At 71.8% G+C, this 25,953-nt stretch carries 25 protein-coding genes; 15 read left to right on the forward strand and 10 right to left on the reverse strand.

Annotated elements, in window-relative coordinates; all coding sequences use genetic code 11:
* A partial coding sequence (locus tag ABD211_RS25345; protein WP_344136926.1) for a transglycosylase domain-containing protein occupies positions 1 to 2,422 on the forward strand: 2,422 nt, incomplete at its 5' end.
* 45 nt (positions 2,423 to 2,467) lie between these two features.
* Complete coding sequence (locus tag ABD211_RS25350; RefSeq protein ID WP_344136928.1) at positions 2,468 to 4,024, forward strand: glycosyltransferase family 87 protein; 1,557 nt, start codon at positions 2,468 to 2,470, stop codon at positions 4,022 to 4,024.
* A gap of 9 nt (positions 4,025 to 4,033) precedes the next feature.
* Here the strand turns inward: ABD211_RS25350 and ABD211_RS25355 are convergent, their stop codons facing one another.
* On the reverse strand, positions 4,034 to 6,163 hold the full coding sequence (locus ABD211_RS25355) for a hypothetical protein (protein ID WP_344136930.1): 2,130 nt from the start codon (positions 6,161 to 6,163) through the stop codon (positions 4,034 to 4,036).
* Positions 6,160 to 6,936 (reverse strand): deoxyribonuclease IV, encoded by a 777-nt coding sequence (locus ABD211_RS25360; protein ID WP_344136933.1) that lies wholly within the window; start codon positions 6,934 to 6,936, stop codon positions 6,160 to 6,162. The genes ABD211_RS25355 and ABD211_RS25360 overlap by 4 nt, the downstream gene beginning before the upstream one ends.
* 581 nt (positions 6,937 to 7,517) lie before the next feature.
* Here ABD211_RS25360 and rpsF point away from each other — a divergent pair.
* The 4 genes from rpsF (at position 7,518) to rplI (ending at position 9,144) form a co-directional block, all read left to right on the forward strand.
* Positions 7,518 to 7,811: a 30S ribosomal protein S6 gene (rpsF, locus tag ABD211_RS25365; protein ID WP_344085861.1), complete on the forward strand. Its 294-nt coding sequence runs from the start codon at positions 7,518 to 7,520 to the stop codon at positions 7,809 to 7,811.
* Between the two features lie 89 nt (positions 7,812 to 7,900).
* Positions 7,901 to 8,404: a single-stranded DNA-binding protein gene (locus tag ABD211_RS25370; protein WP_344136936.1), complete on the forward strand. Its 504-nt coding sequence runs from the start codon at positions 7,901 to 7,903 to the stop codon at positions 8,402 to 8,404.
* A 36-nt stretch (positions 8,405 to 8,440) separates the two neighbouring features.
* Complete coding sequence (rpsR, locus tag ABD211_RS25375; RefSeq protein WP_344085867.1) at positions 8,441 to 8,680, forward strand: 30S ribosomal protein S18; 240 nt, start codon at positions 8,441 to 8,443, stop codon at positions 8,678 to 8,680.
* A 14-nt stretch (positions 8,681 to 8,694) separates the two neighbouring features.
* Complete coding sequence (gene rplI, locus ABD211_RS25380; protein ID WP_344136939.1) at positions 8,695 to 9,144, forward strand: 50S ribosomal protein L9; 450 nt, start codon at positions 8,695 to 8,697, stop codon at positions 9,142 to 9,144.
* Positions 9,145 to 9,244: 100 nt separating this feature from the next.
* Here the strand turns inward: rplI and ABD211_RS25385 are convergent, their stop codons facing one another.
* Positions 9,245 to 9,976, reverse strand: coding sequence for a TetR/AcrR family transcriptional regulator (locus ABD211_RS25385; RefSeq protein WP_344136942.1), 732 nt, complete (start codon positions 9,974 to 9,976; stop codon positions 9,245 to 9,247).
* 69 nt (positions 9,977 to 10,045) lie between these two features.
* Here ABD211_RS25385 and ABD211_RS25390 point away from each other — a divergent pair, with 69 nt between their 5' ends.
* Positions 10,046 to 10,996: an ATP-binding cassette domain-containing protein gene (locus tag ABD211_RS25390; RefSeq protein WP_344136946.1), complete on the forward strand. Its 951-nt coding sequence runs from the start codon at positions 10,046 to 10,048 to the stop codon at positions 10,994 to 10,996.
* Positions 10,993 to 11,742: an ABC transporter permease gene (locus tag ABD211_RS25395; protein WP_344136949.1), complete on the forward strand. Its 750-nt coding sequence runs from the start codon at positions 10,993 to 10,995 to the stop codon at positions 11,740 to 11,742. Before ABD211_RS25390 ends, ABD211_RS25395 begins: the two co-directional genes overlap by 4 nt.
* 12 nt (positions 11,743 to 11,754) lie before the next feature.
* Here ABD211_RS25395 and ABD211_RS25400 read toward each other — a convergent pair whose 3' ends face one another.
* The gene (locus ABD211_RS25400; RefSeq protein ID WP_344136952.1) at positions 11,755 to 12,789 is read right to left on the reverse strand and encodes a hypothetical protein; all 1,035 of its coding nucleotides are present in this window, start codon (positions 12,787 to 12,789) and stop codon (positions 11,755 to 11,757) included.
* Positions 12,790 to 13,165: 376 nt separating this feature from the next.
* Here ABD211_RS25400 and dnaB point away from each other — a divergent pair, with 376 nt between their 5' ends.
* The gene (gene dnaB, locus ABD211_RS25405; RefSeq protein ID WP_425560527.1) at positions 13,166 to 14,623 is read left to right on the forward strand and encodes a replicative DNA helicase; all 1,458 of its coding nucleotides are present in this window, start codon (positions 13,166 to 13,168) and stop codon (positions 14,621 to 14,623) included.
* 93 nt (positions 14,624 to 14,716) lie between these two features.
* Here dnaB and ABD211_RS25410 read toward each other — a convergent pair whose 3' ends face one another.
* Entirely contained in the window at positions 14,717 to 15,367 is a 651-nt protein-coding gene (locus tag ABD211_RS25410; protein ID WP_344136958.1) for a phosphoribosyltransferase, read from the reverse strand.
* A 92-nt stretch (positions 15,368 to 15,459) separates the two neighbouring features.
* On the opposite strand from ABD211_RS25410, the gene ABD211_RS25415 reads away from it, so the two are divergent.
* Entirely contained in the window at positions 15,460 to 16,740 is a 1,281-nt protein-coding gene (locus ABD211_RS25415; RefSeq protein ID WP_344136961.1) for an MFS transporter, read from the forward strand.
* On the opposite strand, the gene ABD211_RS25420 is transcribed toward ABD211_RS25415, so the two are convergent.
* The 5 genes from ABD211_RS25420 to ABD211_RS25440 form a co-directional block, all read right to left on the reverse strand.
* On the reverse strand, positions 16,700 to 18,028 hold the full coding sequence (locus tag ABD211_RS25420) for a glycosyltransferase 87 family protein (RefSeq protein ID WP_344136964.1): 1,329 nt from the start codon (positions 18,026 to 18,028) through the stop codon (positions 16,700 to 16,702). The two genes, ABD211_RS25415 and ABD211_RS25420, sit on opposite strands and share 41 nt — an antisense overlap.
* A gap of 45 nt (positions 18,029 to 18,073) precedes the next feature.
* Positions 18,074 to 18,310: a DUF6457 domain-containing protein gene (locus ABD211_RS25425; RefSeq protein ID WP_344136967.1), complete on the reverse strand. Its 237-nt coding sequence runs from the start codon at positions 18,308 to 18,310 to the stop codon at positions 18,074 to 18,076.
* Positions 18,311 to 18,370: 60 nt separating this feature from the next.
* Complete coding sequence (gene mobA / locus ABD211_RS25430; RefSeq protein WP_344136970.1) at positions 18,371 to 18,997, reverse strand: molybdenum cofactor guanylyltransferase; 627 nt, start codon at positions 18,995 to 18,997, stop codon at positions 18,371 to 18,373.
* A gap of 71 nt (positions 18,998 to 19,068) precedes the next feature.
* The gene (locus ABD211_RS25435; RefSeq protein ID WP_344136973.1) at positions 19,069 to 20,106 is read right to left on the reverse strand and encodes a DUF4192 domain-containing protein; all 1,038 of its coding nucleotides are present in this window, start codon (positions 20,104 to 20,106) and stop codon (positions 19,069 to 19,071) included.
* A 91-nt stretch (positions 20,107 to 20,197) separates the two neighbouring features.
* Positions 20,198 to 20,746, reverse strand: a complete 549-nt coding sequence (locus tag ABD211_RS25440) for a GNAT family N-acetyltransferase (protein ID WP_344136976.1) — start codon at positions 20,744 to 20,746, stop codon at positions 20,198 to 20,200.
* 161 nt (positions 20,747 to 20,907) lie between these two features.
* On the opposite strand from ABD211_RS25440, the gene ABD211_RS25445 reads away from it, so the two are divergent.
* From ABD211_RS25445 to ABD211_RS25465, 5 genes are all read left to right on the forward strand, one after another.
* Complete coding sequence (locus ABD211_RS25445; protein ID WP_344136979.1) at positions 20,908 to 21,783, forward strand: fructosamine kinase family protein; 876 nt, start codon at positions 20,908 to 20,910, stop codon at positions 21,781 to 21,783.
* A 33-nt stretch (positions 21,784 to 21,816) separates the two neighbouring features.
* Positions 21,817 to 22,827: a GTP 3',8-cyclase MoaA gene (gene moaA, locus ABD211_RS25450; protein WP_344136982.1), complete on the forward strand. Its 1,011-nt coding sequence runs from the start codon at positions 21,817 to 21,819 to the stop codon at positions 22,825 to 22,827.
* Positions 22,828 to 22,971: 144 nt separating this feature from the next.
* Entirely contained in the window at positions 22,972 to 23,211 is a 240-nt protein-coding gene (locus ABD211_RS25455) for a MoaD/ThiS family protein (RefSeq protein WP_344136990.1), read from the forward strand.
* 2 nt (positions 23,212 to 23,213) lie between these two features.
* Entirely contained in the window at positions 23,214 to 24,485 is a 1,272-nt protein-coding gene (locus ABD211_RS25460) for a metallophosphoesterase (protein WP_344136984.1), read from the forward strand.
* Positions 24,486 to 24,581: 96 nt separating this feature from the next.
* A partial coding sequence (locus tag ABD211_RS25465; protein ID WP_344136988.1) for an endonuclease Q family protein occupies positions 24,582 to 25,953 on the forward strand: 1,372 nt, incomplete at its 3' end.

The following is a 25,953-nucleotide window of genomic DNA, read 5'->3' on the forward strand; positions in this document are numbered from 1 at the left end:
CGGTGGCCCCGGCGGGCGTGGGCCGGGTGGTCCCGGCGGCCGTGGCCCGGGTCGGCCGGACGAGTTCGACGAGCTCGGCGAGCCGTACGCCGACGGTGAGGGCAGCGGCGCCCGAGGCCTGCGGGGCAAGGATCCCGCGAAGGCCAAGAAGGCCCGCCGCCGCAACATCATCATCGCGGCGTTCGCGGTGTTCATCATGCTCACCGGCATCGGCGTGGTCGGCGGCACGTACTACGTCGCGAGCGTGCCGGCCCCGGAGGCGCTGCAGCTGCCCGAGTCGACGACCGTCTACTACGCCGACGGCAAGACGCTCATGGCGAAGCTCGGCGAGTACAACCGCACGCTGATCGACACCAAGGACCCCCAGAAGTTCCCGCCTTACATCACCTGGGCGGTGATGTCGGCGGAGGACCGGACGTTCGAGACCAACCCCGGTATCGACATGAAGGGCATCGTCCGCGCGGCGTACAACAACTTCACGGGTGGCACCAAGCAGGGTGCGTCCACGATCACCCAGCAGTACGCCCGGGCCGCCGCCGACCTGACCGACGTCACGTACTCCCGCAAGCTGCAGGAGGCCGTGATGGCCTGGAAGATGGACGACGACTACACCAAGGCCCAGATCATGGACATGTACCTCAATACCGTGTACTTCGGGCGTAACGCCTACGGTATCGAGGCGGCGGCCTTCGCCTACTTCAACAAGTCCGCGAAGTCGCTCACCCTGGCCGAGGCGATCGTGCTGGCCGGCGTGATCAAGTCGCCCGGTGACGGGGCGTTCGACCCCTCGGTGAACCTGCAGGCGGCCAAGGACCGGTTCGACTACATCCGCAAGGGCCTCTACGAGAAGCCGCTGGCGAAGTTCCCCCAGGCGGACATGGACGCGCTGTCCTTTCCGACCAAGTTCGTGAAGTGGTCGACCAAGACGGCCACGGTCAACAACAAGCTGGGCGAACCGACCGGCCTCGTCGTCCAGCACGCGCTGTCCGAGCTGCGCCAGTCGGGTGACCCCGACTTCAAGGACAGGCCGAAGGGCTACATCGAGAACGCCGGGTTCAAGATCATTACAACGGTCGACAAGCGGGCCAACGACATCGCGATCGACATCGCCGACGAGAAGGACCCGGACTCGTACCTGTACAAGCAGCCGTCCAACCTGCAGGCGGCGCTCGTCTCCGTCCAGCCGGGGACCGGCCGGGTCCTCGCGTACTTCGGCGGTCACAACGGCGCGGGTTCGGACTATGCCGGCTGGTACTACGACGAGGACGGCACGCCCACCGGCTACGGCGCGCACCCACCGGGCTCGTCGTTCAAGGCCTACGCCCTCGCCGCGGCGCTGAAGGAAGGCATCTCCGTCAAGTCGTACTGGGCGTCGCCGAAGTCGATGGAGTTCCCCAAGAGCGGCCGTACCAAGAGCAACCCGGTGCGTAACTCCAGCTCGGCCAAATGTCAGCCCGTCTGCAACCTGATCGACTCGACGGTCGCGTCGCTGAACGTGCCGTTCTTCGGTCTGACCGAGCAGCTCGGCGCCGACAAGGTCATCGACATGGCGCGCGCGGCCGGCATCCAGGACATGTGGGCGTCCATCGACGACAAGTCCGTGCGCCAGGACCTGCGTAAGAAGACCGGTGCGGACGTGACGCCCTACCCGTTCCAGACCGAGGTCGGGATCGGGCAGTACCCCGTGACGGTCGTGGACCACGCGAACGGCATGGCGACGTTCGCCGCCGACGGCATCCGCGCCCAGGTTCATTTCGTCAAGTCGGTCACGGACGGCGGCAAACCGATCTACAGCGAGCAGCTGCCGACCGGCAAGGACAAGCCCATCCTCAACCAGAACGCGATCAACGACCTGGACTACACGCTCAGCAAGGTCGAGGCCGGCCGGCTGAGTGACGGAACGGACAGCGCGAGCAAGACGGGCACCTGGCAGTACGGCAAGAGCACAGTCGAGAACGCGCACGCCTGGACCGTCGGCTACACCAAGCAGCTCGCCACGGCGATCTGGGTGGGCAACAAGTCCAAGGAGAAACCGCTCCGCCTCAAGAGCGGCCAGCTGATCTATGGTTCGACGCTCGGCGGGCCGATGTACCGCGAGTTCCAGTCCCGGGTCGCCAAGGCGCTCGACCTCAAGCGTGAATCTTTCGGTCAGCCCGTCTTCATGGGCGACGACTCGGCCGGCAACACGCCGTCGCCCGCGCCGAAGCTCGACCCGACGCAGGGGCCCGGCTGCCGCTTCAACCCGATGTGCAACACCGACGGTCCGGTCCCCCCGCCGACCGATGACCAGGGTGGCACCACCCCGACCACCGGCGGCGGCGGCCCCGGCGGCGGTGGTGGCGGTGGCGGTGGCGGTGGCGGTGGTGGCGGCGGCGGCCTCGTGATCACCACACCGACAGAGATCGCCAGGCGAGAACCCTGACGGACGGCTCGCGCCGTCGGATCGGGTAGGGCAGGATCGGCGTCTATGAGCGCAGCGCATCCTGACGTACTCCCCCGGTTCGACGGCGGCGAGCCGGACGGCCTGGACCGGCCCGCGGACCCGGACGACCGCATCGCGGAGCCGGGCCACGAGGACCGGTTCATCGGAGGGCTCGCGGAGAGCATCGGCGGGTCGCTCGGGGAGCACGCCGTCCGGCGGCCCCGGCGGATCTTCACGCCGGTCCGGATCGTGCTGGTGCTCGCGCTGCTCACGTTCGGCGCGCACTGGGTGCAGAAGTACCCGTGCCAGGACGCCTCCTGGTCGGACTGGAGCCAGTACAAGTACTTCTGCTACACGGACGTGGTCGCGCTCTACTACGCCGAGGGCCTGGACAAGGGCGAGCGGCCCTACTTCGACCACAAAGTGGAGTACCCGGTCCTGACCGGCGCGCTCATGGGCGTGGTCGGCCTGCCGGTGCACAACTACGCCGTCGCCCATCCGGGCGAGATAAACGAGATCATCTGGTTCTATAACGGGACCGCGTTCATCCTCTTCGGGTTCGGCCTCGCGTCCATCGCGGTGGCGCTCGCGCTGCGCCGACGACGGCCCTGGGACGCCGCCATGATCGCGGTGGCGCCGGCCGTGTTCGTCACCGCGACGGTCAACTGGGACCTGTTCGCCATCGGGCTCACCGCGCTGTTCATGTTCGCCTGGGCGCGCCGGCACCCGTGGGTCGCCGGCCTCCTGCTGGGTCTCGCCGCCGCCGCGAAGTTCTATCCCCTGTTCCTGGCCGGGCCGTTGATCGTGCTCGCGCTGCGCACGAAACGATGGCTGCACGCGCTGATCACGATCGGCGTCGGCGCGGTCACCTGGGCCGCCGTCAACGCGCCCGTCTTCTTCAACGCCCGCGAGGGCTGGAACGAGTTCTGGCGCCTGTCCGACGAGCGCGGCATCGACTGGGGCACGTTCTGGTACATCGGCAACCACTTCCCGGTGGGCGTCGAGAAGTACGGCATCGAGCCGTTCAACACGCTCGGCGGGAACATCGACCTGCTGAACAAGGTGTACCAGGGCCTGTTCGTGCTCTGCTGCGTCGGCATCGGCGCGCTCGCGGTCTACGCGAAGCGCAAGCCGCGCATCGCCCAGCTGAACTTCCTCGTCATCGCGCTGTTCCTGCTGACCAGCAAGGTGTGGTCGCAGCAGTTCGTGATGTGGCTGATCCCGCTCGCCGTGCTGGCCCGCCCGAAGTGGGGCGCGTTCCTCGCCTGGCAGGCCGCCGAACTGATCTACTTCTTCAGCTTCTACGGCGAGCTGCTCACCGTCTCGGGCAAGCACATCTTCCAGGAATGGGTGTTCGTGTTCGCCGCGTCATGCCGGTGGACGACGCTCGCGGTCCTCGTCGCGCTCGTCATCCGCGACATCCTGCGCCCGGAGAACGACCTGGTGCGCCGGACCTACGACGACGACCCGGACGGCGGCGTCTTCGACAACGCCCCCGACTGGGTGCACCTCGACAAGCTGCGCTTCTGGCGGTATCTGTTCCCCCGCCGGGTCCCGGCGCCCGCGGTGGAGGGCGACCAGCCGGTCGCGACGGCGAGCTGACCTCCAGCCCTACTGAGCCGACAGGTCGAAGACGACCGTACCGTCGGTGCGTACCTCCCGGGTGATGCCGAGGCCGTCGATGTTCAGGGTCTCCGGCTCGGCCCACGGGGTGCCCCTGGCCAGCCTCGGGACGACGACGACCGTGGCGATGCCGACCTTGCGCAGATACTGCACCGAGCCGGCGTCCGGGAACGTCTTCGTCTGCAGCCGGATCTGGGCCAGCTCCGTCGGCAGGAAGCCGCTGGCGCCGTTGGCCAGGTCCACGAAGCGGTCGGTGGTCCACAGCATGACGTGCATGTCAGGTAGGTCGGTGCTCGGCAGCAGCAGCACCGGGCCGGGCACCTCGCGCAACGCGGCCGGCTGGGCCGGCATCGTCGGGTGCGGGGTGATGTTCCGGCCCTCGATGAGCACCAGCGCGAGCGGCACCACCAGCGCAAAGCGGGCGAGGCCGGGCAGGTCGTAGTGGCCGCGCACCCGGGCCACCGCCACCGCCTGGCGGCCCAGCGCGGTCACGGCGCCGGCCGCGAGCAGCGCGAGCAGCAGGGTCGTCCAGACCACCAGGCGGCCGGGTGTGCGCAGGCCGTCGAAGCCGGGCAGGTTCCGGTAGAGGAGCAGGTACCCCTGGCCGGGCGCGTTCGTGCCCATGCCGAGATAGATCGTGAGGATGACGCCGGCGGCGAGCAGCAGGCGGGTGCGCAGCGACCAGATCGAGAACACCACGCCCGCGATGGCCAGGGCGTACAGGGTGAAGCCGGGGAGCAGGTCCATCTCGGCCGGCGACTGGAGGAGGCTCCGTGAGGTCTCGTGCAGCGGCCCCCACAGCTGGGACTCCGGCGGCGAGGTGAAGTACCCGCGTAGCGGGGGCGAGAAATAGGCGACCGACGCCTCGGTGCGGCGCGCCTGCGGATACAGCTCCAGGACCTTCAGGTACGGCATGGCCATGGCGACGCTGATCCCCGCGAAGATCAGACCGCCGGTCACGTCGGCTAACAGCAGGCGCCGCGACGGCCAGCCCGGCCCGAACGGGCGCCACCCCGGCCGGCTCCACAGCCACCGGACCACGCTGACGGCGACCGTGCCGAGCAGCACGTACGCGAAGACCAGGCCGATGCCGAAGCCGATGGTGATCTGCCAGGTGGCGACGAGCCAGCCCGCGAACGCCCAGCCCGGCCGCGTCGTGCGGACCGGCGCCTCCTCGTCCGGTTGGCGGCGCGGGAACGGGAACCGGATGCCGTGCCCGCGCGCCAGCATGGCGAACGCGAGCGCGATGCCGCCCGTCGAGATCACGTGCAGATGCCCGGCCTGGCCGAGCCGCCACGGCGCCAGCGCGAACGCGGCCGCGCCGACGGCCGAGCCGAGCCGGCCCGCGCCGAGCTGCCGGGCCAGCGCGTACAGGCCGATGAAGGCCAGGGCCAGGATCAGCACGTAGATGATGTTGTAGCGGATGAGGGCCGCCTCCGGCCCGGTGCCGAAGAACGCGAACGGCGCGTACCCGAGGAACGAGTCGCTGAACGCCAGCCCGTAGGACGAGGGATAGAACGCGTTCAGGTGCCACAGGTGCGCCGGGTCGTTGAGCAGTGCGTGGCCGCCCCAGGAGATCAGATAGGCCACCAGCGTCGGATCGCCGAGATCTTCCGGGAGAGTACTGGCCGGGTCGCGCAGCGTCGGCCAGGTCATAAGGACGGCCAGCGCCAGCCCGCCCAGGCAGACCAGCGTCCACTCGTGGGTCAGGAACCGGCCGACCGGCGCGAGCCGGCGCCCCACGCGCGCCGCCCGGGTCGGCGGCTTCGGGCCCTGCGGCGCGAACCGCCGCCAGCTCGACAGCCCCGGCTCCTCGGCGGGCCTGGGCTCCTTCTTCTCGGTCTCCGCGTCCGCGAACAGCTTGACCCCCGGCCCGTCGCCCGGCGCCCTGGGCAGCGGAGACGCCAGCGCCCGCGGGGGTGCGGCACGCGGCGCGTCCGCGGCGCCCGGCCCGTCCTCGGCCTGCGTGGTGTCCTTGACCTGCGGCGCGTCCTCGGCCTGCGCGTCGGTGGGTAGTCGTTGAGCGGTCGCGCCGGTGACGGCGCGCTCGGCCGTCTCGGTGGTCGTGCTCTCGGGGCCCTTGTCGCCCCGCGCCGGCCGCTCGCCGCTGGCCGTCACGCGGCCAGCCCGTCGCGCAGGAGGGTGATGTCCGCGCCCTGGCCCTCGGCGCCGCCGGGCGTCTCGACGACCGCCGGCGCGCCGGCGGCGCGGATGACGGCGACGATCAGCTCGGGGTCGATGGTGCCCCTGCCGAGGTTGTCGTGCCGGTCGCGGCCCGAGTCGAACGGGTCACGCGAGTCGTTCGCGTGGATCAGGTCGATCCGGCCGGTGATGGCCTTCACCCGGTCGACGATGCCGAGCAGCTCCTCGCCGCCCGCGAAGGCGTGGCAGGTGTCCAGGCAGAAACCCGCGCCGTACTCCCCGATGGTGTCCCACAGGCGGGCGAGCGCGTCGAACCGGCGGGCGCACGCGTTGTCCCCACCGGCGGTGTTCTCCACGAGGATGGGCAGCGGGAAGCCGCCCTCCTTCGCGGCGTACTCGAAGGTCTTCTTCCAGTTCTCGAAGCCGGTGGCCACGTCGTGGCCCTTGTCCACGTGGCCGCCGTGCACGATCAGGCCCTTCGCGCCGAGGTCGGCGGCGGCGCGGGCGTGGGAGAGCAGGAGCTTGCGGCTCGGGATGCGGATGCGGTTGTTCAGCGTCGCGACGTTGATCCGGTACGGCGCGTGGATGTAGAGGTCCACGTCCGCGGCGCGGAGCGCGTCCGCGTCGGCGCGCGGCTCGGGGTCGGTCCACGCCTGCGGGTCGGTCAGGAAGAACTGGACGACGTCAGCCCCGCGGGCGGCCGCCTCGGCGAGCGGGTCGGCAGGTTCGACGTGGGCACCGATACGCATACCGGGCAGCCTACGGGCCGGCCCCGACATACCGCAGCACGGCGCCGCTCCGCCGAGCGCTCACAGCGCTCCGGACACGGACGCGGGCCTGGCCATGCCGGTGGCGGCGACGAGATCGCGATCCGGCGCGACTCAAGTCGCCGCCGACGCCACGCAGGGGAGCAAGCGTGACAATGCAGGTAATTCGGTCTAACATTGGACTCACAAAACAGCACAATTCCCCGAGACACAGTCTCCGCGGGGCGTCGTTGTCCTACCTCGTCGGTGTGGTCGTTCCTCCCCAGGTCCCACCCAAAGAATGCGGACAACGCGCCCCGCGGTCCTTTTCACCCCCTCCCGCCACGCCCAGCGGGCAAAAGTCGACCTTCGCACCGTTCGGCGGCTCGGGAAGGCGCCACAAGTCGACTTTTGCAGCCGTGGGGACACGGCGCGGGCGGGTGAGCCGGTGCCTGTATCGTTGTGGGTCGGTTGTGCCCGGTTCGCGGGCGCGGCCATGCCGTGTGGGCCTTGCCCCGCGGTGACGCTTGACCTCCTGCCACGGAGAGCCCGTGGCCGCCTAGCCCATAGGAGGTGAGAAAGTCTTGCGTCATTACGAGATCATGGTGATCCTCGACGGCGCTCTTGAGGAGCGCACTGTTACCCCGTCGCTGGACACGTACCTGAGCAATGTCATCCGTTCCTCGGGTGGCTCGGTGGAGAAGCTCGACGTCTGGGGGCGCCGCCGCCTGTCGTACGAGATCAACAAGAAGACCGAGGGCATTTACGCGGTCATCGACCTGCAGGCGACGCCTGAGGCCGTGGCCGAGCTCGACCGTCAGCTGCGGCTGAACGAGTCGGTCCTGCGCACCAAGGTCATTCGCCCGGAAACCCGCTAAGCGGGACCCCGGGGTTATCCCGAACCGTCGCACCGATATGGCAGCGTGAGCCACGACAAACAATCGTGGCGTACAGCTCTGGAGTGACCATGGCAGGAGAGACCGTCATCACGGTCGTCGGAAACCTCACCGACGACCCTGAACTGCGCTTCACCCCGTCGGGGGCGGCCGTTGCGAAGTTCCGCATCGCGTCGACCCCGCGCACCCTCGACCGCGCGACCAACGAGTGGAAGGACGGCGAGCCGCTGTTCCTCGCCTGCTCGGTGTGGCGTCAGGCGGCGGAGAACGTGGCCGAGTCGCTGCAGCGCGGCGCCCGGGTCATCGTGACCGGCCGACTGCGTCAGCGGTCGTACGAGACGCGCGAGGGCGAGAAGCGCACCGTTATCGAGCTCGAGGTGGACGAGATCGGCCCGTCGCTGCGGTATGCCACGGCGAAGGTGCAGAAGGCGTCCCGCGGCTCGGGCGGTGGCGGCGGCTTCGGTGCCAGCGGTGGTGGCGGCGGCGGTGGTCGCGGGGCGTCGGTCGACGACCCGTGGGCCAGCTCCGCCCCGGCCGGCGGTTCGGGCTCCTTCGACGAAGAGCCTCCGTTCTAGGCGATCGCCTGGAACACCGATCCACGGAGTAACGACATGCCGAAGCCTGCGGCCCTCCGCAAGCCCAAGAAGAAGGTGAACCCGCTCGACAAGGACGGGATCACCTACATCGACTACAAGGACACCGCGCTCCTGCGGAAGTTCATCTCGGACCGCGGCAAGATCCGCGCGCGCCGGGTGACCGGTGTCAGCTCGCAGCAGCAGCGTCAGATCGCGCGCGCCGTCAAGAACGCGCGCGAGATGGCCCTGCTGCCCTACACCACGACGTCCCGCTGAGAGGAGGCCCGGACATGAAGATCATCCTTACTCAGGAGGTTACGGGCCTCGGTGCTCCCGGCGACATCGTCGAGGTGAAGGACGGCTACGGCCGCAACTACCTGCTCCCGCAGGGGTTCGCCATCAGCTGGACCAAGGGCGCCGAGAAGCAGATCACCTCGATCAAGCGGGCGCGCGACGCCCGCGAGATCCGTGACCTGGGCCAGGCGAACGAGGTCAAGTCGCAGCTTGAGGGCCTCGCCGTCAAGCTGCAGGCGCGCGCCGGCACCGGCGGCCGCCTGTTCGGCTCGATCACGCCCGGCGACGTGCAGCAGGCGGTCCGCACCGCCGGCGGCCCGGAGCTGGACAAGCGCCGCATCGAGCTGCCCGGCCACATCAAGTCGGTCGGCGCCTACCAGGTGCAGGTCCGCCTGCACCCCGAGGTGACCGCCAAGATCGCGCTGAACGTGGTCGCGGCCAAGTAGTCACACCAACGCGAAGGGGGGCCGGCTGACGCCGGCCCCCCTTCCGTATCCAACCCGTGCATCCGCAAACGCCGGCATCGGCCGACACACTCCAGGAGCGCTAGTCGGCGATGAGGCGCTCAATGCCGTCGAGGATGCGGGCGAGGCCGAACGTCAGCGCGTGCTGCGGGTCGGCCACCCCGTCGTAGAACTCGCTGGACGCCTGCCCGACCCGTCCCGCGACGGGCAGGTCCATGCCCCGGCTGAACTTCTCCAGCAGGGGCGCCTGCGTCTGCCACCATTCGCCGTCGCTGGACTCCCGCCGGGCCTGCTCGAGGCTGGCCGCGAGCCGGGCCAGGCCCTGGACGTGGTTGAGCACGAGGGTGAGCGCCGAGTCCATCTCGACGTCGGACATCCCGATGCCGTCGATCGGGCGCAGCTCCGCCTCGTACTTCAGGAAGGCGTTCGGGCCGAACGCGGGGCGCACGCCGGCCGCGGACAGCAGCCACGGGTGACGGCGGTACGTGTCCCAGTTGCGCCGCGCGATGAACTCCAGCCCGCCGCGCCACCCGCCCGGCTGCCGCAACGGCTCGTCGACGTCCTGGTAGAGCTCCCCGTACGCCGAGTCGATCATGAGGTCGAGCAGCTCGGTGCGGCCCGGGACGTGGGTGTAGAGCGACATCGTCCCGACGCCCAGCTCCTCGGCGAGCTTGCGCATCGAGACCGCGTCCAGGCCCTGGGCGTCGGCGAGCGACATGGCCGCCGTCACGATCCCGCGCAGCGACAGGCCGGAGCGGCCGGTCCTGGTCTGGGTGCCCCAGAGCAGGGCCAGGCTGCGGGCGGCGTCGGTCACCCGACTAGCCTAACAGCCGCCGTACGGTGTACGGTACGGCGCACGGTTCAACTCAGGGGAGGTAGGACCATGGGACAGACCGCCGTCTCCGCACGGCAGGTGCGCAAGACCTATCGGGGCGCCGACGCGCCCGCGCTCGACGGATTCGACCTGGAGATCCCGACCGGCACCGTGTACGGGCTGCTCGGCCCCAACGGCGCCGGCAAGACCACTGCCATCCGGATCCTGGCCACGCTGCTGCGGCTCGACTCCGGCGAGGCCACGGTCGCCGGCTTCGACGTCAGCGCCGACGCGGCGAACGTCAGGCGCCGCATCGGGCTCGTCGGGCAGTACGCGGCGGTGGACGAGGTGCTCAGCGGCCGGCAGAACCTGGTGCTCTTCGGCCGCCTCAACCACCTCGGCACCGCGAAAGCGACACAACGGGCCGACGAGCTCCTGGAGAGGTTCGCGCTGGCGGACACGGGAACGAAGCCCGTGTCCAAATACTCCGGCGGCATGCGGCGCCGGCTCGACCTCGCCGCCAGCCTGATCGTGGCCCCCGAGGTGCTCTTCGTCGACGAGCCCACGACCGGCCTCGACCCGCAGGCCCGCCAGGAGGTCTGGGCGTCGCTGCGGGAGCTGTCCGAGGGCGGCACCACGATCCTGCTCACCACGCAGTACCTGGAGGAGGCCGACCAGCTCGCCGACCGCGTCGCCATGCTCTGGCACGGCCGGGTCGTCAGCGAGGGCACGCCCGACGAGCTGAAGGCGGCCGTCGGCGGCGACTGGATCGACGTGATCTTCGACCGTCCCGACGAGGCGGCCAGGGCGCTGAGCCTCCTGCGTCCGCACGCCGACGGCGAACCGAAGGCCGACCAAATGAAGATCAGCGTCCCGGTCAAGCAGCGCACGAAGGCCCTGATCGCGATCAGCACCAGCCTGTCCGGGGCGGGCCTGGAGCCGGCCGAGGTCAACCTCCGCCGGCCCACCCTCGACGAGGTCTTCATCGCGCAGCACGCGAAGGAAGGGGCGAGCCTGTGACGACGGAGACCTGGGTGCTGGCCCAAAGAGAGATCACCCACTGGCGTCAGCAGCCCGCGGGCGTACTCATCAACTGGCTCTTCACGGTGCTCATCGCGTTGATGTTCGGCGGGCTGTTCGGCGGCGCGATCGGCGACAACTACTTCGACTATCTGATGCCGGGCATGTTCGCGCTGGCCATGTTCTTCGGGGTCGAGTCGACGATGACGGCCGTGTCACAGGACGTGGCGAAGGGCGTCACGGACCGGTTCCGGTCGCTGCCGATCAACTCGGCGTCGGTCGTGCTCGGCCGGTGCGTCGCCGACCTGATGAACTCCGTCGTCGGCCTCGCCGTCCTCGTCGCGGCCGCCGCGGCGCTCGGCTGGCGCTGGCACAACGGGATCGGGCCCGCGCTGGCGGCGTTCGGGCTGCTCCTGCTGCTGCGGTTCGCGCTGCTGTGGGTCGGCATCCTGCTCGGCCTGGTGCTCAAGGGCAGCGAGTCGGTGGCGATCGTGCAGATCCTGGTGTGGCCGGTCAGCTTCCTGTCCGGGCTCTTCGTCGACCCGGCGACCATGCCGGACTGGCTCGGCGCGATCGCCGCGTGGAACCCGCTGTCGGCGACGGCCTCGGCCGTGCGGGAGCTGTTCGGCAACCCGGGCACGCCCGTGAGCGACCACGCGCTGCTGCTCGCGATCGCGTGGCCGGTCGTGCTGACCGCGATCTTCCTGCCGCTGTCCGCGCGCCGGTACCGCCGCCTGAGCGACTAGGGGACGGGACGGTCAGCTTCCCGTGACGAGGGTGTGGATGACGGTGACGAAGCCGGAGCCCATCACCGCCGCGGCGAAGCTGACCGTCAGGTTGCGCCACTCGTGCGCGACCCAGCGCAGCGCCACGCCGAGCAGCAGCGACAGCGCGGCGGCGGAGAGCAGCCAGACGAAGTTCACGCCGAGCTGCTGCAGCACGAACGAGCGCCGGTTGGCCTCCAGCGTCAGCGCCCAGGCCAGGTACAGCAGGATCGGCACGCCGTACCACGCGAAGGTGTAGATCGTGGCCCGGCGGTAGTCGGGCTGCTCCGCGACCGGTGTGATCACGGGGTTGATCCGGCGCATGGGGAACGAGCCCCGGTAGACCGGCGTGGCCGAGACCGGCCGCAGTCCCACCGGGTAGCCGTCGCCCGCCCGCGGCGGGTGGCCGCCGACCTTCGGCGCGCCCTTCTGCTGGCGCGGGCGGCCATAGGTCTTGGGTCGCCCGCCGCCGCCGGCCGTCAGGTCGCCGTCGGGCAGACTCAGATCCTCCCCGGGGTACGCCCCGGTGCGCCAGGATCCGCTGGGCTCGCCGGGGCCCGGGCGCGCGCCGCTGTGCGACCAGGCGCCCGACCGGTCGCCCGGGTACGGGTTGAGCCACGAGTTGTCCGCCTTGTCGGCCCACGAGCCGCCGCCCCGGGGGTCGACCCCGGGCGGGTTGGCCGGATGCGACCCGGACACGCGCGGGTCGGCCGGATACCGGGCCGCGTCGGCCGCGTACCGGTCCGCGGGGTACTGGTGCGCCGGGTACGGGTTCGCGGCGTACTGGCCGGCGCCGCGCGGGTTGGCCGTGCGCGGGTCGGCGGTCTGCGGCTCCGGGAACGGGCTGATGGGCGTGCGCGGGTCGGGCACGAAGCCTCCCGACGGCGGCTCGGCCGGGTAGACGGTCGAGGGCTCCGGCGGATAGATGCTGGCCGGGCGGGGCGGCGGCTGGTCGGCGTACGGGTGGCGCTGGTCCGGGACGTGACCGTCCTCGGCCCAACTGCCGGCTCCCCACTGCCCAGTCTCCACGGGCGAAGTCTGACGGGTCGCGCGCCGTTACGCCAGCGTTACCGGCGAGCCGTCCGATCGGGCGGCCTCGAAGGGAGCCACCGGCCCATCGGTCGGAACTTTCTTTTATCCACAGGCTGCGGATTTCGTTTACGCACGTCAGCCCAGGTAAGCGCGGTGATCCCCAGGCTGAATCCCCAGCCTGTGCACACAGCTGTGCACAGGATGACCGGTATTCATCCACAGGTTGTCCCGAGGCTCATCAACAGGGCTGTTTGGAAAAGGACGGCTTGGTTTCTATCGTGACTGGATCACCGTGGGGCGTCCTGGCGTCGCGATCACGGGGACGGCGTTGGGGGCGCCGGCCGCGCGGGGTTGTCGTACCCCGCGACTATCCATGGAGGCGGGCACGACGCGGCAGCGCGTGCGTGGTGGGGGTGGCACGGTGTCGGTCACCGACGATGTGCAGGCGGCGGGCTCGCGTACGCAGGGGCCGTCGGCGGATCCGCCGCGCACCGGCGACGGTGCCTTCGACCGCACCCCTCCCCAGGACGTCGCCGCCGAACAGTCCGTGCTCGGCGGCATGCTGCTGTCCAAGGACGCCATCGCCGACGTCGTCGAGATCCTGAAGTCCAACGACTTCTACAAGCCGGCGCACGCCACCGTCTTCGACGCGGTCCTCGACCTTTACGGCCGGGGCGAGCCCGCCGACCCGATCACCGTGGCGGCAGCGCTCGCCGACTCGGGCAACCTCGCCCGCGTGGGCGGCGCGCCGTACCTGCACACCCTCATGAACATGGTGCCGACGGCCGCCAACGCGGCGTACTACGCGCGCATCGTGGCCGAGCGGGCGGTGCTGCGCCGCCTCGTCGAGGCGGGCACCCGGGTCGTGCAGCTCGGCTACAACAGCGGTCCCGGCGGGCGCGACGTCGACGAGATCGTCGACCTGGCCCAGCAGGCCGTCTACGAGGTGACCGAGAAGCGGGTCAGCGACGACTTCGCCGTCCTCAACGACCTGCTCCAGCCCACGCTCGACGAGATCGAGTCGGTGGGCGCCCGCGACGGCGTCATGACCGGCATCCCGACCGGCTTCTCCGACCTGGACCGGCTGCTCAACGGCCTGCACGGCGGCCAGTTGATCATCGTGGCGGGCCGTCCCGGTCTGGGCAAGTCCACCGTCTCGATGGACTTCGCCCGCAGCGCCTCGATCCGGCACAACATCACCAGCGCCATCTTCAGCCTGGAGATGAGCAAGGTCGAGATCGTCATGCGCCTGCTCTCCGCCGAGGCCAAGGTGCCGCTGCACGTGCTGCGCTCCGGCAAGCTCTCCGACGACGACTGGACCAAGCTGGCGCGCCGGATGGGCGAGATCAGCGAGGCGCCGCTGTTCGTCGACGACACCCCGAACATGAACCTCATGGAGATCCGGGCGAAGGCCCGGCGCCTTCGCCAGCGCAACGACCTGCGCCTCATCGTGGTCGACTACCTGCAGCTCATGTCGTCGCCGAAGCGCACCGAGAGCCGCCAGCAGGAGGTCGCCGAGCTGTCCCGGGGCCTCAAGCTGCTCGCCAAGGAGGTCGACTGCCCGGTCATCGCGGTCAGCCAGCTCAACCGCGGCCCCGAGCAGCGCACCGACAAGCGCCCGCAATTGTCTGATTTGCGTGAATCTGGCTCGATCGAGCAAGATGCTGACGTAGTTATCCTTTTGCATAGAGATGACTACTATGACAAGGAGTCGCCGCGCGCCGGCGAGGCGGACTTCATCGTCGCCAAGCACCGAAACGGCCCGACGGACACGGTCACGGTCGCCGCCCAGCTCCACTTCTCCCGCTTCGTCGACATGGCCATCGGCTAACGGTCCGCACCAACCCGCACTCCGACGTTATGGCGCCCTAGCGTTGGAATGTGTGACCGGATAACAGCGCTTTGGCGCCACAACGCGAAACCGTCACCCGGTCGCCAGGAGGGCGAGCACCTCGGTGTCGGTCGTCTGGGGGAACTCGTCGTAGAACTGGCTGACCGCCATGAAGCGGGCCGGTGCGGCGGGGCACACGACCTCGTCGGCTGCCGCCCGTACCAGGAGAAGTGAGTCGGGGGCCGCGACCGGGACCGCCACGACCACCGTGACCGCCCCCAGACGCCGCGCCACCTCCACCGCGGCCCGCGCGGTCGCGCCGGTGGCCAGCCCGTCGTCCACGATGATCGCCACCCGGCCGGCGAGGTCCAGCGGCGGGCGGTCGCCCCGGTAGCGCCGCTCGCGGCGGGTCAGCTCGGCGGTCTCCTGCTCGACGACCGCCGCCACGTCGCGGGGCGGAAGGCGCGACTCGACGTCGTCGTTGCGCACCCGGACGCCGCCCGGGCCGAGCGCGCCGAACGCGACCTCGGGTGCCCACGGCACGCCCAACTTGCGCACCACGAGCACGTCGAGTGGAGCTTTCAGCGCGGCGGCAACGGGCGCCGCAACGGGCACACCGCCGCGGACCAGGCCTAAGACGATCACATCGTCCCGACCGGCGTACCCCGTCACTGCCGCGGCCAGCACCTCTCCGGCGTGGGACCGGTCGGTGAAGTGCGTCCCCCGCCCACCGGTGTCGAACACATCACACATACTCCCCCGGTTGAGCGTGCGGTGGGAGCCGTCGGCGAACTTGGCGCCGTGCGCTGTCAGCCATCGCCGATACCCTCGTCGCTGTGCGCCAGGATCTGGTTATTCTTCGTGACCGTCGGTTCAGTCTGCTGTTCGCCGCCCGTACCTCCTCGATGCTCGGCGGCGCCTTCGGACCGGTGGCGCTCGCGTTCGGGGTCCTCGCGCTGCCCGGCGCCACCGCCATGACCCTGTCGGTCGTGGTGGCCGCCGAGTCGCTCAGCATGGTCGTGTTCATGCTGCTCGGCGGCGTGATCGCGGACCGCCTGCCGCGGTACCGGGTGATGATGTCCGCCGACCTGGCGGCCGCCGCCGCGTGGGGCGGCCTGGCCGTGCTGCTCATCACCGGGTGGGCGCCGCTGTGGCTGCTGGTCACGCTGTCCGCGGTGGCCGGCATGGCGACCGCGATGTTCTTCCCGGCGAGCACCGGCGTCGTGCCCGAGGTCGTTCCCGCCGAGCGACTGCAGACGGCCAACGGCCTGCTGCGGCTGGGCATGAACGGCGCCCGCGTGAGCGGGTTCGCCCTGGCGGGTGGCTGCGTCGCGGTGCTGGGCGCCGGCTGGACCATGGTGATCAACGCGGGGCTGCTGCTCGCGTCCGCCGCCTTCACCGCGGGCCTGCGGCTTCCCCCGGTGAGTACGCCCCTGAGCGAGCGCGGTTCGATGCTGCGCGACCTGCGCGAGGGTTGGCAGGAGTTCCGCTCGCGCACGTGGCTGTGGGTGCCGGTCGTCCAGTTCTCGTTCGTGGTGATGGTGCTGCAGGGCGTGTGGAGCGTGATCGGCCCGGTCGTGGCCAACGAGCGTCTCGGCGGCCCGAAGGGCTGGTCGTGGGTGCTCGGCGCCGAGGCCGTCGGCATGCTGGTGGGCGTCCTCATCGCGATCCGGGTGCGGCCGCGCCGACCCGTGCGGCTCGTGGTGCTCATGGCGCTGCCGCTGGCCCTGGTGCCGCTGGCGCTGGGCGTCGGGGCGCCGCTGTTGGTCGCCGCGGTGGTCGCGTTCTTCGCCGGCGTCGCCCTGGACACGCTGACGGTCGTCTGGGACACCACGCTGCAGCGGGAGATCCCGCAGGCCGCGCTGTCGCGGGTCAGTTCCTACGACGCGCTGGGCTCGCTGATGCTCGGGCCGCTCGGCATGCTGATCGCCGGCCCGGCGGTGGCGTTCGTCGGCGCCTCGGCCAGCATGCTGGGCAGCGCCGTGGTGATCGCGGTCGCGTCGGTGGCGGCCCTGTTCTCGAAGGGCGTGCGGGACCTGTCGTGGGAGGCCAGGCCCGTGCCGGAGCCGCGGTTGGTCAGCCCGTCGACTCCGACGGCGCTGGCCGAGGTCGGATAGCGGTCCGGCGGGTCTGCCGCGGGACGAGGGGCGGCGTGCGGGCCGGCGCCCGGTGGCGCAGGCAGCCGGCCCAGACGAGGAACGCGACGGGATAGAGCAGGTACCCGAACCGGGTGTTCGGCAGCAGCAGGAGCGCCGCGAGCAGGCCGACGCCGGTGATGAGCGCGGCGGTGGCGGCGGAGCGCGGCGGGCGGCGGACGAGCCAGATCCCGATCGCGAGGGCGGCGCCGCCGAGCAGGCCCAACGCGACGAGCCGCCCGTCGGGCAGGGCTGTCGCGATCAGGTACCCGGGCAGCGGCGACTGAGCCGGGCTGACCACGATCCCGTGACCGGTAGGGAAGCGCAGCACGTTCTCGACGAGCGCGTCGGGGTCGACGTACAGGGCGGGGAGCAGGGTCAGCGTCGGCAGGCCGAGCGCCCCGGCGATGAAGCGGCCGATGACCCGCCGGCCCTGGGTCACGGCGAGGACGGCGAGGACCGCGCCGACCGGCCAGGCGAAGAGCTTCAACGCGGCGGCTGCCCCGACGGCGAGCCCGGCCAACCCCCACCGCCCGATGGCGACCAGTGCGAACGCGAGCAGGCACAACCCGAGCACGGGCAGGTCGTCCCCGCCGGTGGCCAGCGTGAGGGCGCACACGGGCAGGACGGTGGCGGCCTGCGCGGCGCGGACGAGCCGGCCGGGGTCGGCGCCGGCGCGGCGCAGCAGGTACAGGGCGGTGCCCAGGGCCAGCGCGGTGGCCACCGCGAACCAGACGCGGGCGTCGGACCACCAGCCGCTGGTCGCGTCGGCGGCCCGGACCAGCCCGAAGCCGGCCATCGCCGGCTGGTACGGCAGGTAGCCGAACAGCTGGTCACCGCTGGAGAGGGCGGCGATCGCGGCCCGCCCGAGATACGGCGTTCCGGTCGCGGCGAGGCGTCGGCCGCCGTCCTCGATGACGAGGACCTCCTCCTGCGTCCGGCCCAGGATCCCGGCGGCCCGCTCGTGTGCCGCGATGACCAGCGGGATCAGTGCCGTCGTGAGCCAGGTGAGGCCGGCGACCCACGCCCGGGCGCGGACGACGGTCAGGTCCGTGGGGCGGTAACGGGCCAACTGGACGAGCGCGACCAGGGTGGCGAGCCCGTACCCGGTGACCGCGAGGGCGCCCCAGGCGCGGTGCGAGTCCAGTGCGGAGACGACGGCCGTATACACCGCGAAGAGGGTGGAGGACGCGTACAGGACGACGTCCAGCGCGAGGCCGCCCCGGGCCTGATCAGCAGCCGTGGCGGCGCGACGGGCCCGAGACCACATGGCCGCGAGTCTCGCACGCGGGCGCAACCGGCCCGGCGGCCGTTGTCAGGCCGACGGCGGCCACGCGGACAGCGTGCTGTGCAGCAGCGCGGCGGCCGCCTTCGGGTCGGCGCCGCGACCGACCGCGATGCCCAGCAGGTAGGTGGTGATCGGGGCGGCGGGCCGCGCCACGTTGTGGGCGGCGTCGCGGGCCAGGTCGAGGATGAGGGTCGGGTCGACGTCGGCGGGATCGAGGGCGAGCGCCCGGCAGGCACTGGCGGTCCACTCATCCAGACTGGTCATGCCGCCACCTCCCTTCGGTCGGCGTCGGCATGACCATGGCTGAGTTGGTTGATTCCCTCGCTACGCTCGGCCATGGGTCATTTCCTCCGCGCGGTTCAGATCGTCCACAGTGTCGCAGTCGAAGGTGGGTGTGGGCTGCGCGACGTCGGCGAGTCTCACGTGGGTGGCCGTCAGCCCGCCGAGCAGGGCGCGCAGTGACGTGCCGGACAGCTCTCCGACCTGGGAGATCCTGGCCCGGAGCGCGGCCACCGACCAGGCGCCGCAGAGCCACTGCTCACGCCCGTCGCCGTCGACCGCCACGGCCCCGTCGACCGGCCGGCCGCCGTCGCGGGCGGCGGCGACGAGCGTGTCGACCGCGTCGGCAGTAAGGAAGGGCAGGTCAGCCGCGAGCAGCACGACAATGTCCGGTCGCGGGCCGTGATCCGGGAGGCGGACCGCAAGCCCCGCCGCCGCGGCGGCGGCCGGGCCGCCGGCCGGGGGCGACTCCATGGTGACAATCACGTCGGGCGGCAGGAGGCCGGCGAGCGTGTCGGGCCCGACGACGACGCGCGGTCGCGCCGCCTCGACGGCCCCGAGCACCCGCAGCACCATCGGCACCCCACCGACGGCGAGCGCCGGCTTCGGGCCCGGCCGGGCCATCCGTCGGCCACCCCCGCCCGCGACGACAATCGCGCTGTACCCCGCCACCCACTGATCGTGAGCCGGCCGGCCCGCGTACCGCAACCAACTCGCCCGGTTACCCGGACCACACCCGGCGGTCAGCGGTGCGGGTCGCTCAGCTCGAGCGGGTTGAGGGCGGCCGGCCGCCGGCCCGCCGCGAAGGCCGCGTCGAGGACGCGGGCCGGCGGGTAGTCGGCGTCCACCGCGAGCACCCGGTCGAGCGCCGCCGCGCCGAGCGCGCCGTCGCCGTCCTGCAACGCCGCGAAGGACGCCAGGCAGCCGACGGCCGGCACCAGATCCATCGGCGCGCGGCGCAGCGCGTCGAGCCACAGGACACGGTGCGTGGACAGATCGGCGGAGGCGTCCAGGACGCGCTGCCACAGGCGCTCGCCCACCGGCAGCAGGGACGCCAGGACACACAGCCAGGCGAGGTCGTCGTCGCGGAGCGCGGCGCCCGCGCGGCACTCGGCCAGCGCGGCGTCGAGCGCCGCGTCGGCCGCGTCGCGCAGCGCGCCGACCGGGTCGTCGGCGAGGTCCGCCGAGTCGGCCAACGCGAGCAGTCGCTCGTCGGCGCGCCCCACCGCGTCCCACATGTCCAGCTGGGCCTCCGGGGGGACCGGGTCGACCTGGCTCACCAACGCCTCGCGATCGGGGAGGGCCACCAGGCCGGCGACCGCGGCGGTCACCGCCACGGGCGACGACGCGATATCGAACGGGGTGCCCTCCGGCGGGCAGCAGGCCTTGTTGGCGCACTGGTACGACCAGTACCGCCCATTGGTCACGCGGAGCACGTCGAAGAGGGGCACGCCGCGGCGGGTGAGCAGGGCCGAGGCGCGTTTGAGCATGGGCGCGACCCGGGCGCGCGGGCCGTAGCCGACCAGGATCGCGGCGTCGGCGGCCTGGTCGGTGACCATCCGGCCGACCTGGCGCAGCAGGTCGCGCACCTCGACGGCGGAGGGTCGGCCGGGCCCGGGACCGGGCAGGTCGACCCGGACGTTGAGCACCGGCCGGCGCGCCCGCATGGCGACGATGACCAGGCTGTCCGCCGGGTGGAACCCCAGCATGTACGGAATCAGGGCGATGATGTCGGCCGGCGACGAGAGCCGCACAACGTCGCCGAACGGGTCGGGAGTCATGGCATCGAGCGTCCGAGCCGGACCGCTCGATCGGAAGCCGGTACCGCTCGCCTGTGGATAACTCGCGAAGTTATCCACAGGCGAGCGTCGGTCAGGTGGAGAAGTTCAGGCCGTGCAGCAGGATGGAGTCGCCGGCCGGTTCGTCCGACCCCGGCCCGCCACGCAGGTCCAGGCTCAGCGTGACCGTGGCCACCGTGTCGAAGCCGGCGGCGTGCAGGGACCGCAGCGCCGAGTCGTCGCGGGCCCCGGGCGACACGGTCAGCCGGGCCAGGCCGCGTCGGCGGGCCTCGTCGGCCACCTTGCTGACAAGCCCTCGGCCCACGCCGTGGCCGCGCCGCGCGGCGCTCACCACGATCGGGTCGACCCTGCCGGCCCGCCCGTCCATGATCAGCCCAACGAAGCCCACGACGCCCTCGTCGCGCTCGTCCGCGACCCAGATGCCGGAGAGGTCGAGCCGTGTCAGGTACTCCTCGAATCCCGCCCCCGGGTCCCGCCCACCCAGCCGGGGGTCCTGGTAGAGCCGCCGCCGGTGCTCCGTGAACTCCGCCCACAGGCGCCGGACCGCGCCATGGTCGGACGGCCGGTAGGGCCGGATGGTCAGCCCGGCCGGCAGAGCAGGTGCCCGCATGGTCTCGGTCATGGCGTCACCTCGCTTCGCGAGGCGCCGCCATGACTACCACCCCGCCTGATGATTCCCTCGCTTCGCTCGGTCATGNATTCCCTCGCTTCGCTCGGTCATGACCTCATGCTTACTCCTGCTCGGCGCGAAGGGACAGCACCTGCGCGGATACGCTCGTGGCCGTGGACCTCGCGTACCTGCGTCAACACCCGCACCATCTGCCCACTTTCCTCACGCACCAGCGCATCCGGGAGACGCCGGTGGCCGGCGGATCGATCTGCGAGGCGCGCCGGTTGACCCTGGAGGACGGGGCGTCGATCTTCGTGAAGTCGGCGCGCGGGCCGGCCCCGGAGGGCTTCTTCGCTGCCGAGGCCGCCGGCCTGCGCTGGCTCGCCGAGGCGGGGGCGGTGCCGATCCCCGAGGTGCTCGTCGACCTGCCCGACCTGCTCGGCCTGGCCTGGATCGACGAGGAAGCGCCGACCCCGGCCGCCGCCGAGCGCTTCGGCCGCGAGCTGGCCGCCCTGCACCGGGCCGGCGCCGACGCGCTCGGCGCGCCCTGGCCGGGCTTCATCGGCTCGCTGCCCCAGGACAACACCCCCGGCGGCGACTGGCCGCAGTGGTTCGCGACCCACCGACTCGCGCCGTACCTGCGGCTGTCGAAGGACAACGGCGCGCTGTCCGCGGCGGACGTCACCCTGGTCGAGGGCCTGCTCACCACCATCTCCGAGTACGCCCCGCCGGACGAGCCGCCCGCGCGCCTGCACGGCGACCTGTGGCCCGGCAACCTGCTCTGGACGACCGACCGGGTCTGGCTCGTCGACCCGGCCGCCCACGGCGGCCACCGGGAGACCGACCTGGCCCAGCTCGCCCTCTTCGGCGGCGCCCCCCACCTGGACCGCGTCCTCGCGGCGTACCAGGAGGTGTGGCCGCTCGCGGACGGCTGGCAGGCCCGCGTACCGCTGCATCAGTTGCATTTGTGGCTGGTGCACACGGCACAGTTCGGCGGCGGCTACCGCGACGCGGTCGTCGGTGCGGCGAGCGCCACGCTCCGCGGATAACCAGGTTCGATCTCAGGGCGCTAGGGTCAAAGGATGTCGAGCCTGATCGACCGGTTCGGCCGGCGCGCGACGGACCTTCGGGTCTCCCTCACCGACCGGTGCAACCTGCGCTGCTCCTACTGCATGCCGGCGGAAGGACTCGCCTGGCTGCCGCACCAGGACGTGCTCAGCGACGACGAGATCGGGCACCTGCTGCGCATCGCCGTGGTCGATCTCGGGGTGACGGAGATCCGGTTCACCGGCGGGGAGCCGCTCATCCGGCCCGGGCTGCTCGGCATCGTCGCGGCGGCCGCCGCGCTGCGCCCGCGCCCCACGCTGTCGGTCACCACGAACGGCATCGGCCTGACCAGGCTCGCGAAGCCGCTGGTCGACGCCGGCCTGGACCGGGTGAATGTGTCGTTGGACACGCTGCGCGCCGACCGCTTCGCCACGCTGACGCGGCGCGACCGCATCGAGGACGTACTCGCGGGGTTGGCCGCGGCCCACGCGGCCGGCCTGCGGCCCGTGAAGATCAATTCGGTGCTGATGCGGGGCGTGAACGACGACGAGGCGCCGTCGCTGCTGCGGTTCGCCCTGGACCACGGGTTCGAGCTGCGGTTCATCGAGCAGATGCCGCTCGACGCCCAGCACGGGTGGCGGCGCGACGAGATGGTCACCGCCGACGAGATCCTCGCCGCGCTGCAGGCCGAGGTGACGCTGCGGCCCGACCCGGCGCACCGGGGCGCGGCGCCGGCCGAGACATGGCTCGTCGACGGCTGGACCGGCCACGACGGCCAACCCGCCAAGGTCGGCGTGATCGCCAGCGTGACCCGGCCCTTCTGCGGCGCCTGCGACCGCACCCGGCTCACCGCCGACGGCCAGATCCGCAACTGCCTCTTCGCCCAGGACGAAACGGACCTCCGCGCACTCCTTCGCGCGGGTGCCCCTGACGGGGAGATCGCCGACCGCTGGCGCGCGGCCATGTGGGGAAAGCGCGCAGGCCACGGCATCGACGACCCCACCTTCCTCCAACCCGACCGTCCGATGTCCGCGATCGGCGGCTGACTGAGCGCGGAAGTTGGCCTTACGTGCGGAATTCGGGCCTCGGATTTCGCGCGTAGATGGCCTTTTGTGGGTGATCTTGCGGGGTGGCGCACCTTCGGGTGGCCCGGGGTGGCGGGGGTGGCGGGCGGTGGTGATGATGGCGGCATGGTGACGGTGCGGTTCTACGCGGGCGCCCGGGCGGCGGCCGGAGTCAACGAGGAGGCGGCGGAGGCGACCAGCCTGGCCTCGCTGCTCGACCACCTCGCGGCCGAGCATCACGGCCGGCTGGCCGGGGTGCTGCCCGCGTGCAGTTTCCTCGTCGACGGGATCGCCTGGCACGACCATGAGGCGCCGCTGCCGCCCGGCGCGACCGTGGACGTCCTCCCGCCGTTCGCGGGCGGCTGACCGTGATCTTCCTGGCCTCCGCGCTGGCGGTTGTCGTCGGGCTGCACTACTACCTGTGGCGCAAGCTCGTCCGGGCCACGACGCGGCCCGGCACGCGGGGCCGCACCGTCGGCACCTTCGCGGTGAGCGCCGCCGCCGTCCTGCTGCTCGCCACGTTCTTCGGCGTCCGGGTGCTGCCGCACAGCGTGGACAGCGTCCTGGCCTGGCCCGGGTACCTGTGGCTGGCCGTCATGTTCTACCTGGTCGTCTTCCTGGTCGCGGCCGAGGTCCCCACGCTCATCGCCCGCCGGTTGATCGCCCGCCGCGCCAGGCCCGCCCCGCGACGCGCGCCCGTGGCCGTGCCCGTGGGCGGCGGCGTGCCGCCCACGGTGCCGGAGCCCCGCGACGGGACCGACGACAGGACCGACAGGACCGACGCGACCGAGGAGGCCGACCGGGCGAGCAGCGAGGCGCGCCGGCTGTTCCTCGCCCGCGGTGTCGCCATCACCGCCGGCCTGTTCGCCACCGGCATCACCGCGTCCGGGGTGAGCACCGCGCTCGGGCCGCCGCGGCTCAAGCGCGTCCAGATCCCGCTCGGCAAGCTGCCCCGCTCGGCCGACGGCCTGCGGATCGCGCTGGTCTCCGACATCCACATCGGCCCGCTGCGCGGCATCGGGCACACCCGCCGCATCGTCGACATGGTCAACGGCCTCGACGCGGACCTCGTCGCGATCGTGGGCGACCTCGTCGACGGCAGCGTGGCCGAGCTCGGCCCGGCCGCCGTGCCGCTGCGGGAGCTGCGCGCCAGGCAGGGGTCGTACTTCGTGACCGGCAACCACGAGTACTTCTCGGGGTACGCCGAATGGATCTACGAGGTGTCGTCCCTGGGCGTGACGCCGCTGCGTAACGAACGCCTCGCGCTGCCCAACGGCATCGACCTCGCCGGCGTGAACGACATCGTGGGCGCCTCCTACGGTGACGCGCCCGACTTCGACGCGGCCCTCGCCGACCGCGACCCGACCCGCCCGGTGGTGCTCCTGGCGCACCAGCCCGTGCAGGCGTACGAGGCCGCCAAGCGCGGCGTGGACCTGCAGTTGTCCGGCCACACGCACGGTGGGCAGATCTGGCCGTTCACGTACATCGTGCGGGCCACGGGGCAGCCCGTGGTCAGCGGCCTCGGCGAGGTGGACAGCATGCCCGTCTACGTTACCAACGGCGCCGGCTTCTGGGGCCCGCCCGTACGCGTCGGCGCGCCGCCCGATATCACGCTCATCGAGCTGCGGTCGACACAGTAACGCCCCATTTAGCACGATCAAGGGATTTGTGTCGACGGCTTCGGCGTGTCGGCGCGCAATGGGGCCCGACACTTTCGGATGAGGCAAGATGCCGGGGTGCCCCCGTTGACGCAAGCCCCCTTTGTCGCGGACCTGCATATCCACTCGAGGTACTCGCGGGCCTGCAGTCGCGACCTTGAGCTGGACAATCTCGCCTGGTGGGCCCGGCGCAAGGGCATCTCGGTGCTCGGCACGGGCGACTTCACCCACCCCGCGTGGTACGACCACCTGCGCCAGAACCTCGTCCCCGACGAGGAGGCGCCCGGTCTGTTCCGGCTCAGCGGGGACGCCGAGGCGGCCGTCCTGCGACGGCTGCCCGGCAGCGTCACCGACGGCGAGCCCGTCCGGTTCATGCTCTCGGTCGAGATCTCCACGATCTACAGCCGCGACGGGCGCACCCGCAAGGTGCACCACCTGATCTACCTGCCCGACCTGGACGCCGTGGCGCGGTTCAACGCCCGGCTCGGCCGGGGCGAGGGCGGCCTGGGCGGCAACCTGGGCTCCGACGGCCGCCCGATCATCGGCCTGGACTCGCGCGACCTGCTCGAGGTCGTGCTGGAGGCCAGCCCGGACGGCTTCCTCGTGCCCGCGCACATCTGGACCCCGTGGTTCTCGGCGCTGGGCTCCAAGTCGGGCTTCGACGCGATCGCCGACTGCTACGCCGAACTGGCCGGGCACATCAAGGCGGTGGAGACCGGCCTGAGCTCGGACCCGGAGATGAACTGGCGGGTGTCGAGCCTCGACGCGTACCAGTTGGTCTCCAATTCGGACGCGCACAGCCCGCAGGCCCTGGCCCGCGAGGCCACCCTGCTCACCTCTGAGATCAACTACGCGGGCGTACGCCGGGCGCTGGAGACCGGCGACGGGCTGCACGGGACGATCGAGTTCTTCCCCGAGGAGGGGAAATACCACGCGGACGGGCACCGCGCCTGCGGCGTGAACTGGGCGCCGCAGCGCACCCGCGACGCGGGCGGCGCCTGCCCGGAGTGCGCCAAGCCGCTGACGGTCGGCGTGCTCAGCCGCGTCGAGGACCTCGCCGACCGCCCCGACGACTTCCGACCGGCCGGCCGGCCGGGGGTGACCCACCTCGTGCAGCTCGCCGAGATCCTCGGCGAGATCAACGGGGTGGGGCCGAAGAGCAAGTCGGTTGCCGGGCGCATCTCGACCCTGGTCGCGGCCCTGGGCCCGGAGCTGCACATCCTCACGGCCGCCCCGCTGGCCGACGTGACCCGCCACGGCGGCGAGCTGCTCGGCGAGGCCATCGCCCGGCTGCGCCGCGGCGAGGTCCGCCGCACCCCCGGCTACGACGGCGAGTACGGCGTCATCCGCCTGTTCGGCCCCGGCGAGCTGAGCGCCGGCGCGGCGGGCGGGGCCGACGCCCTGTTCGACCTGCCCGCGACGGCGGTCGCGCCGCGCCAGCTGCGCCGCC

It is taken from the genome of Luedemannella flava (genome assembly GCF_039528515.1).
GTDB classification, from domain to species: domain Bacteria; phylum Actinomycetota; class Actinomycetes; order Mycobacteriales; family Micromonosporaceae; genus Luedemannella; species Luedemannella flava.

Bases quoted from the DNA above. Each gene is read 5' to 3' on its own strand.
- ABD211_RS25350 (WP_344136928.1), top strand. From the start codon at position 2,468: ATGAGCGCAGCGCATCCTGACGTACTCCCCCGGTTCGACGGCGGCGAG.
- ABD211_RS25360 (WP_344136933.1), bottom strand. From the start codon at position 6,936: ATGCGTATCGGTGCCCACGTCGAACCTGCCGACCCGCTCGCCGAGGCG.
- ABD211_RS25370 (WP_344136936.1), top strand. From the start codon at position 7,901: ATGGCAGGAGAGACCGTCATCACGGTCGTCGGAAACCTCACCGACGAC.
- rpsR (WP_344085867.1), top strand. From the start codon at position 8,441: ATGCCGAAGCCTGCGGCCCTCCGCAAGCCCAAGAAGAAGGTGAACCCG.
- rplI (WP_344136939.1), top strand. From the start codon at position 8,695: ATGAAGATCATCCTTACTCAGGAGGTTACGGGCCTCGGTGCTCCCGGC.
- ABD211_RS25390 (WP_344136946.1), top strand. From the start codon at position 10,046: ATGGGACAGACCGCCGTCTCCGCACGGCAGGTGCGCAAGACCTATCGG.
- dnaB (WP_425560527.1), top strand. From the start codon at position 13,166: ATGGAGGCGGGCACGACGCGGCAGCGCGTGCGTGGTGGGGGTGGCACG.
- ABD211_RS25420 (WP_344136964.1), bottom strand. From the start codon at position 18,028: ATGTGGTCTCGGGCCCGTCGCGCCGCCACGGCTGCTGATCAGGCCCGG.
- ABD211_RS25425 (WP_344136967.1), bottom strand. From the start codon at position 18,310: ATGACCAGTCTGGATGAGTGGACCGCCAGTGCCTGCCGGGCGCTCGCC.
- ABD211_RS25435 (WP_344136973.1), bottom strand. From the start codon at position 20,106: ATGACTCCCGACCCGTTCGGCGACGTTGTGCGGCTCTCGTCGCCGGCC.
- ABD211_RS25440 (WP_344136976.1), bottom strand. From the start codon at position 20,746: ATGACCGAGACCATGCGGGCACCTGCTCTGCCGGCCGGGCTGACCATC.
- moaA (WP_344136982.1), top strand. From the start codon at position 21,817: ATGTCGAGCCTGATCGACCGGTTCGGCCGGCGCGCGACGGACCTTCGG.
- ABD211_RS25455 (WP_344136990.1), top strand. From the start codon at position 22,972: ATGGTGACGGTGCGGTTCTACGCGGGCGCCCGGGCGGCGGCCGGAGTC.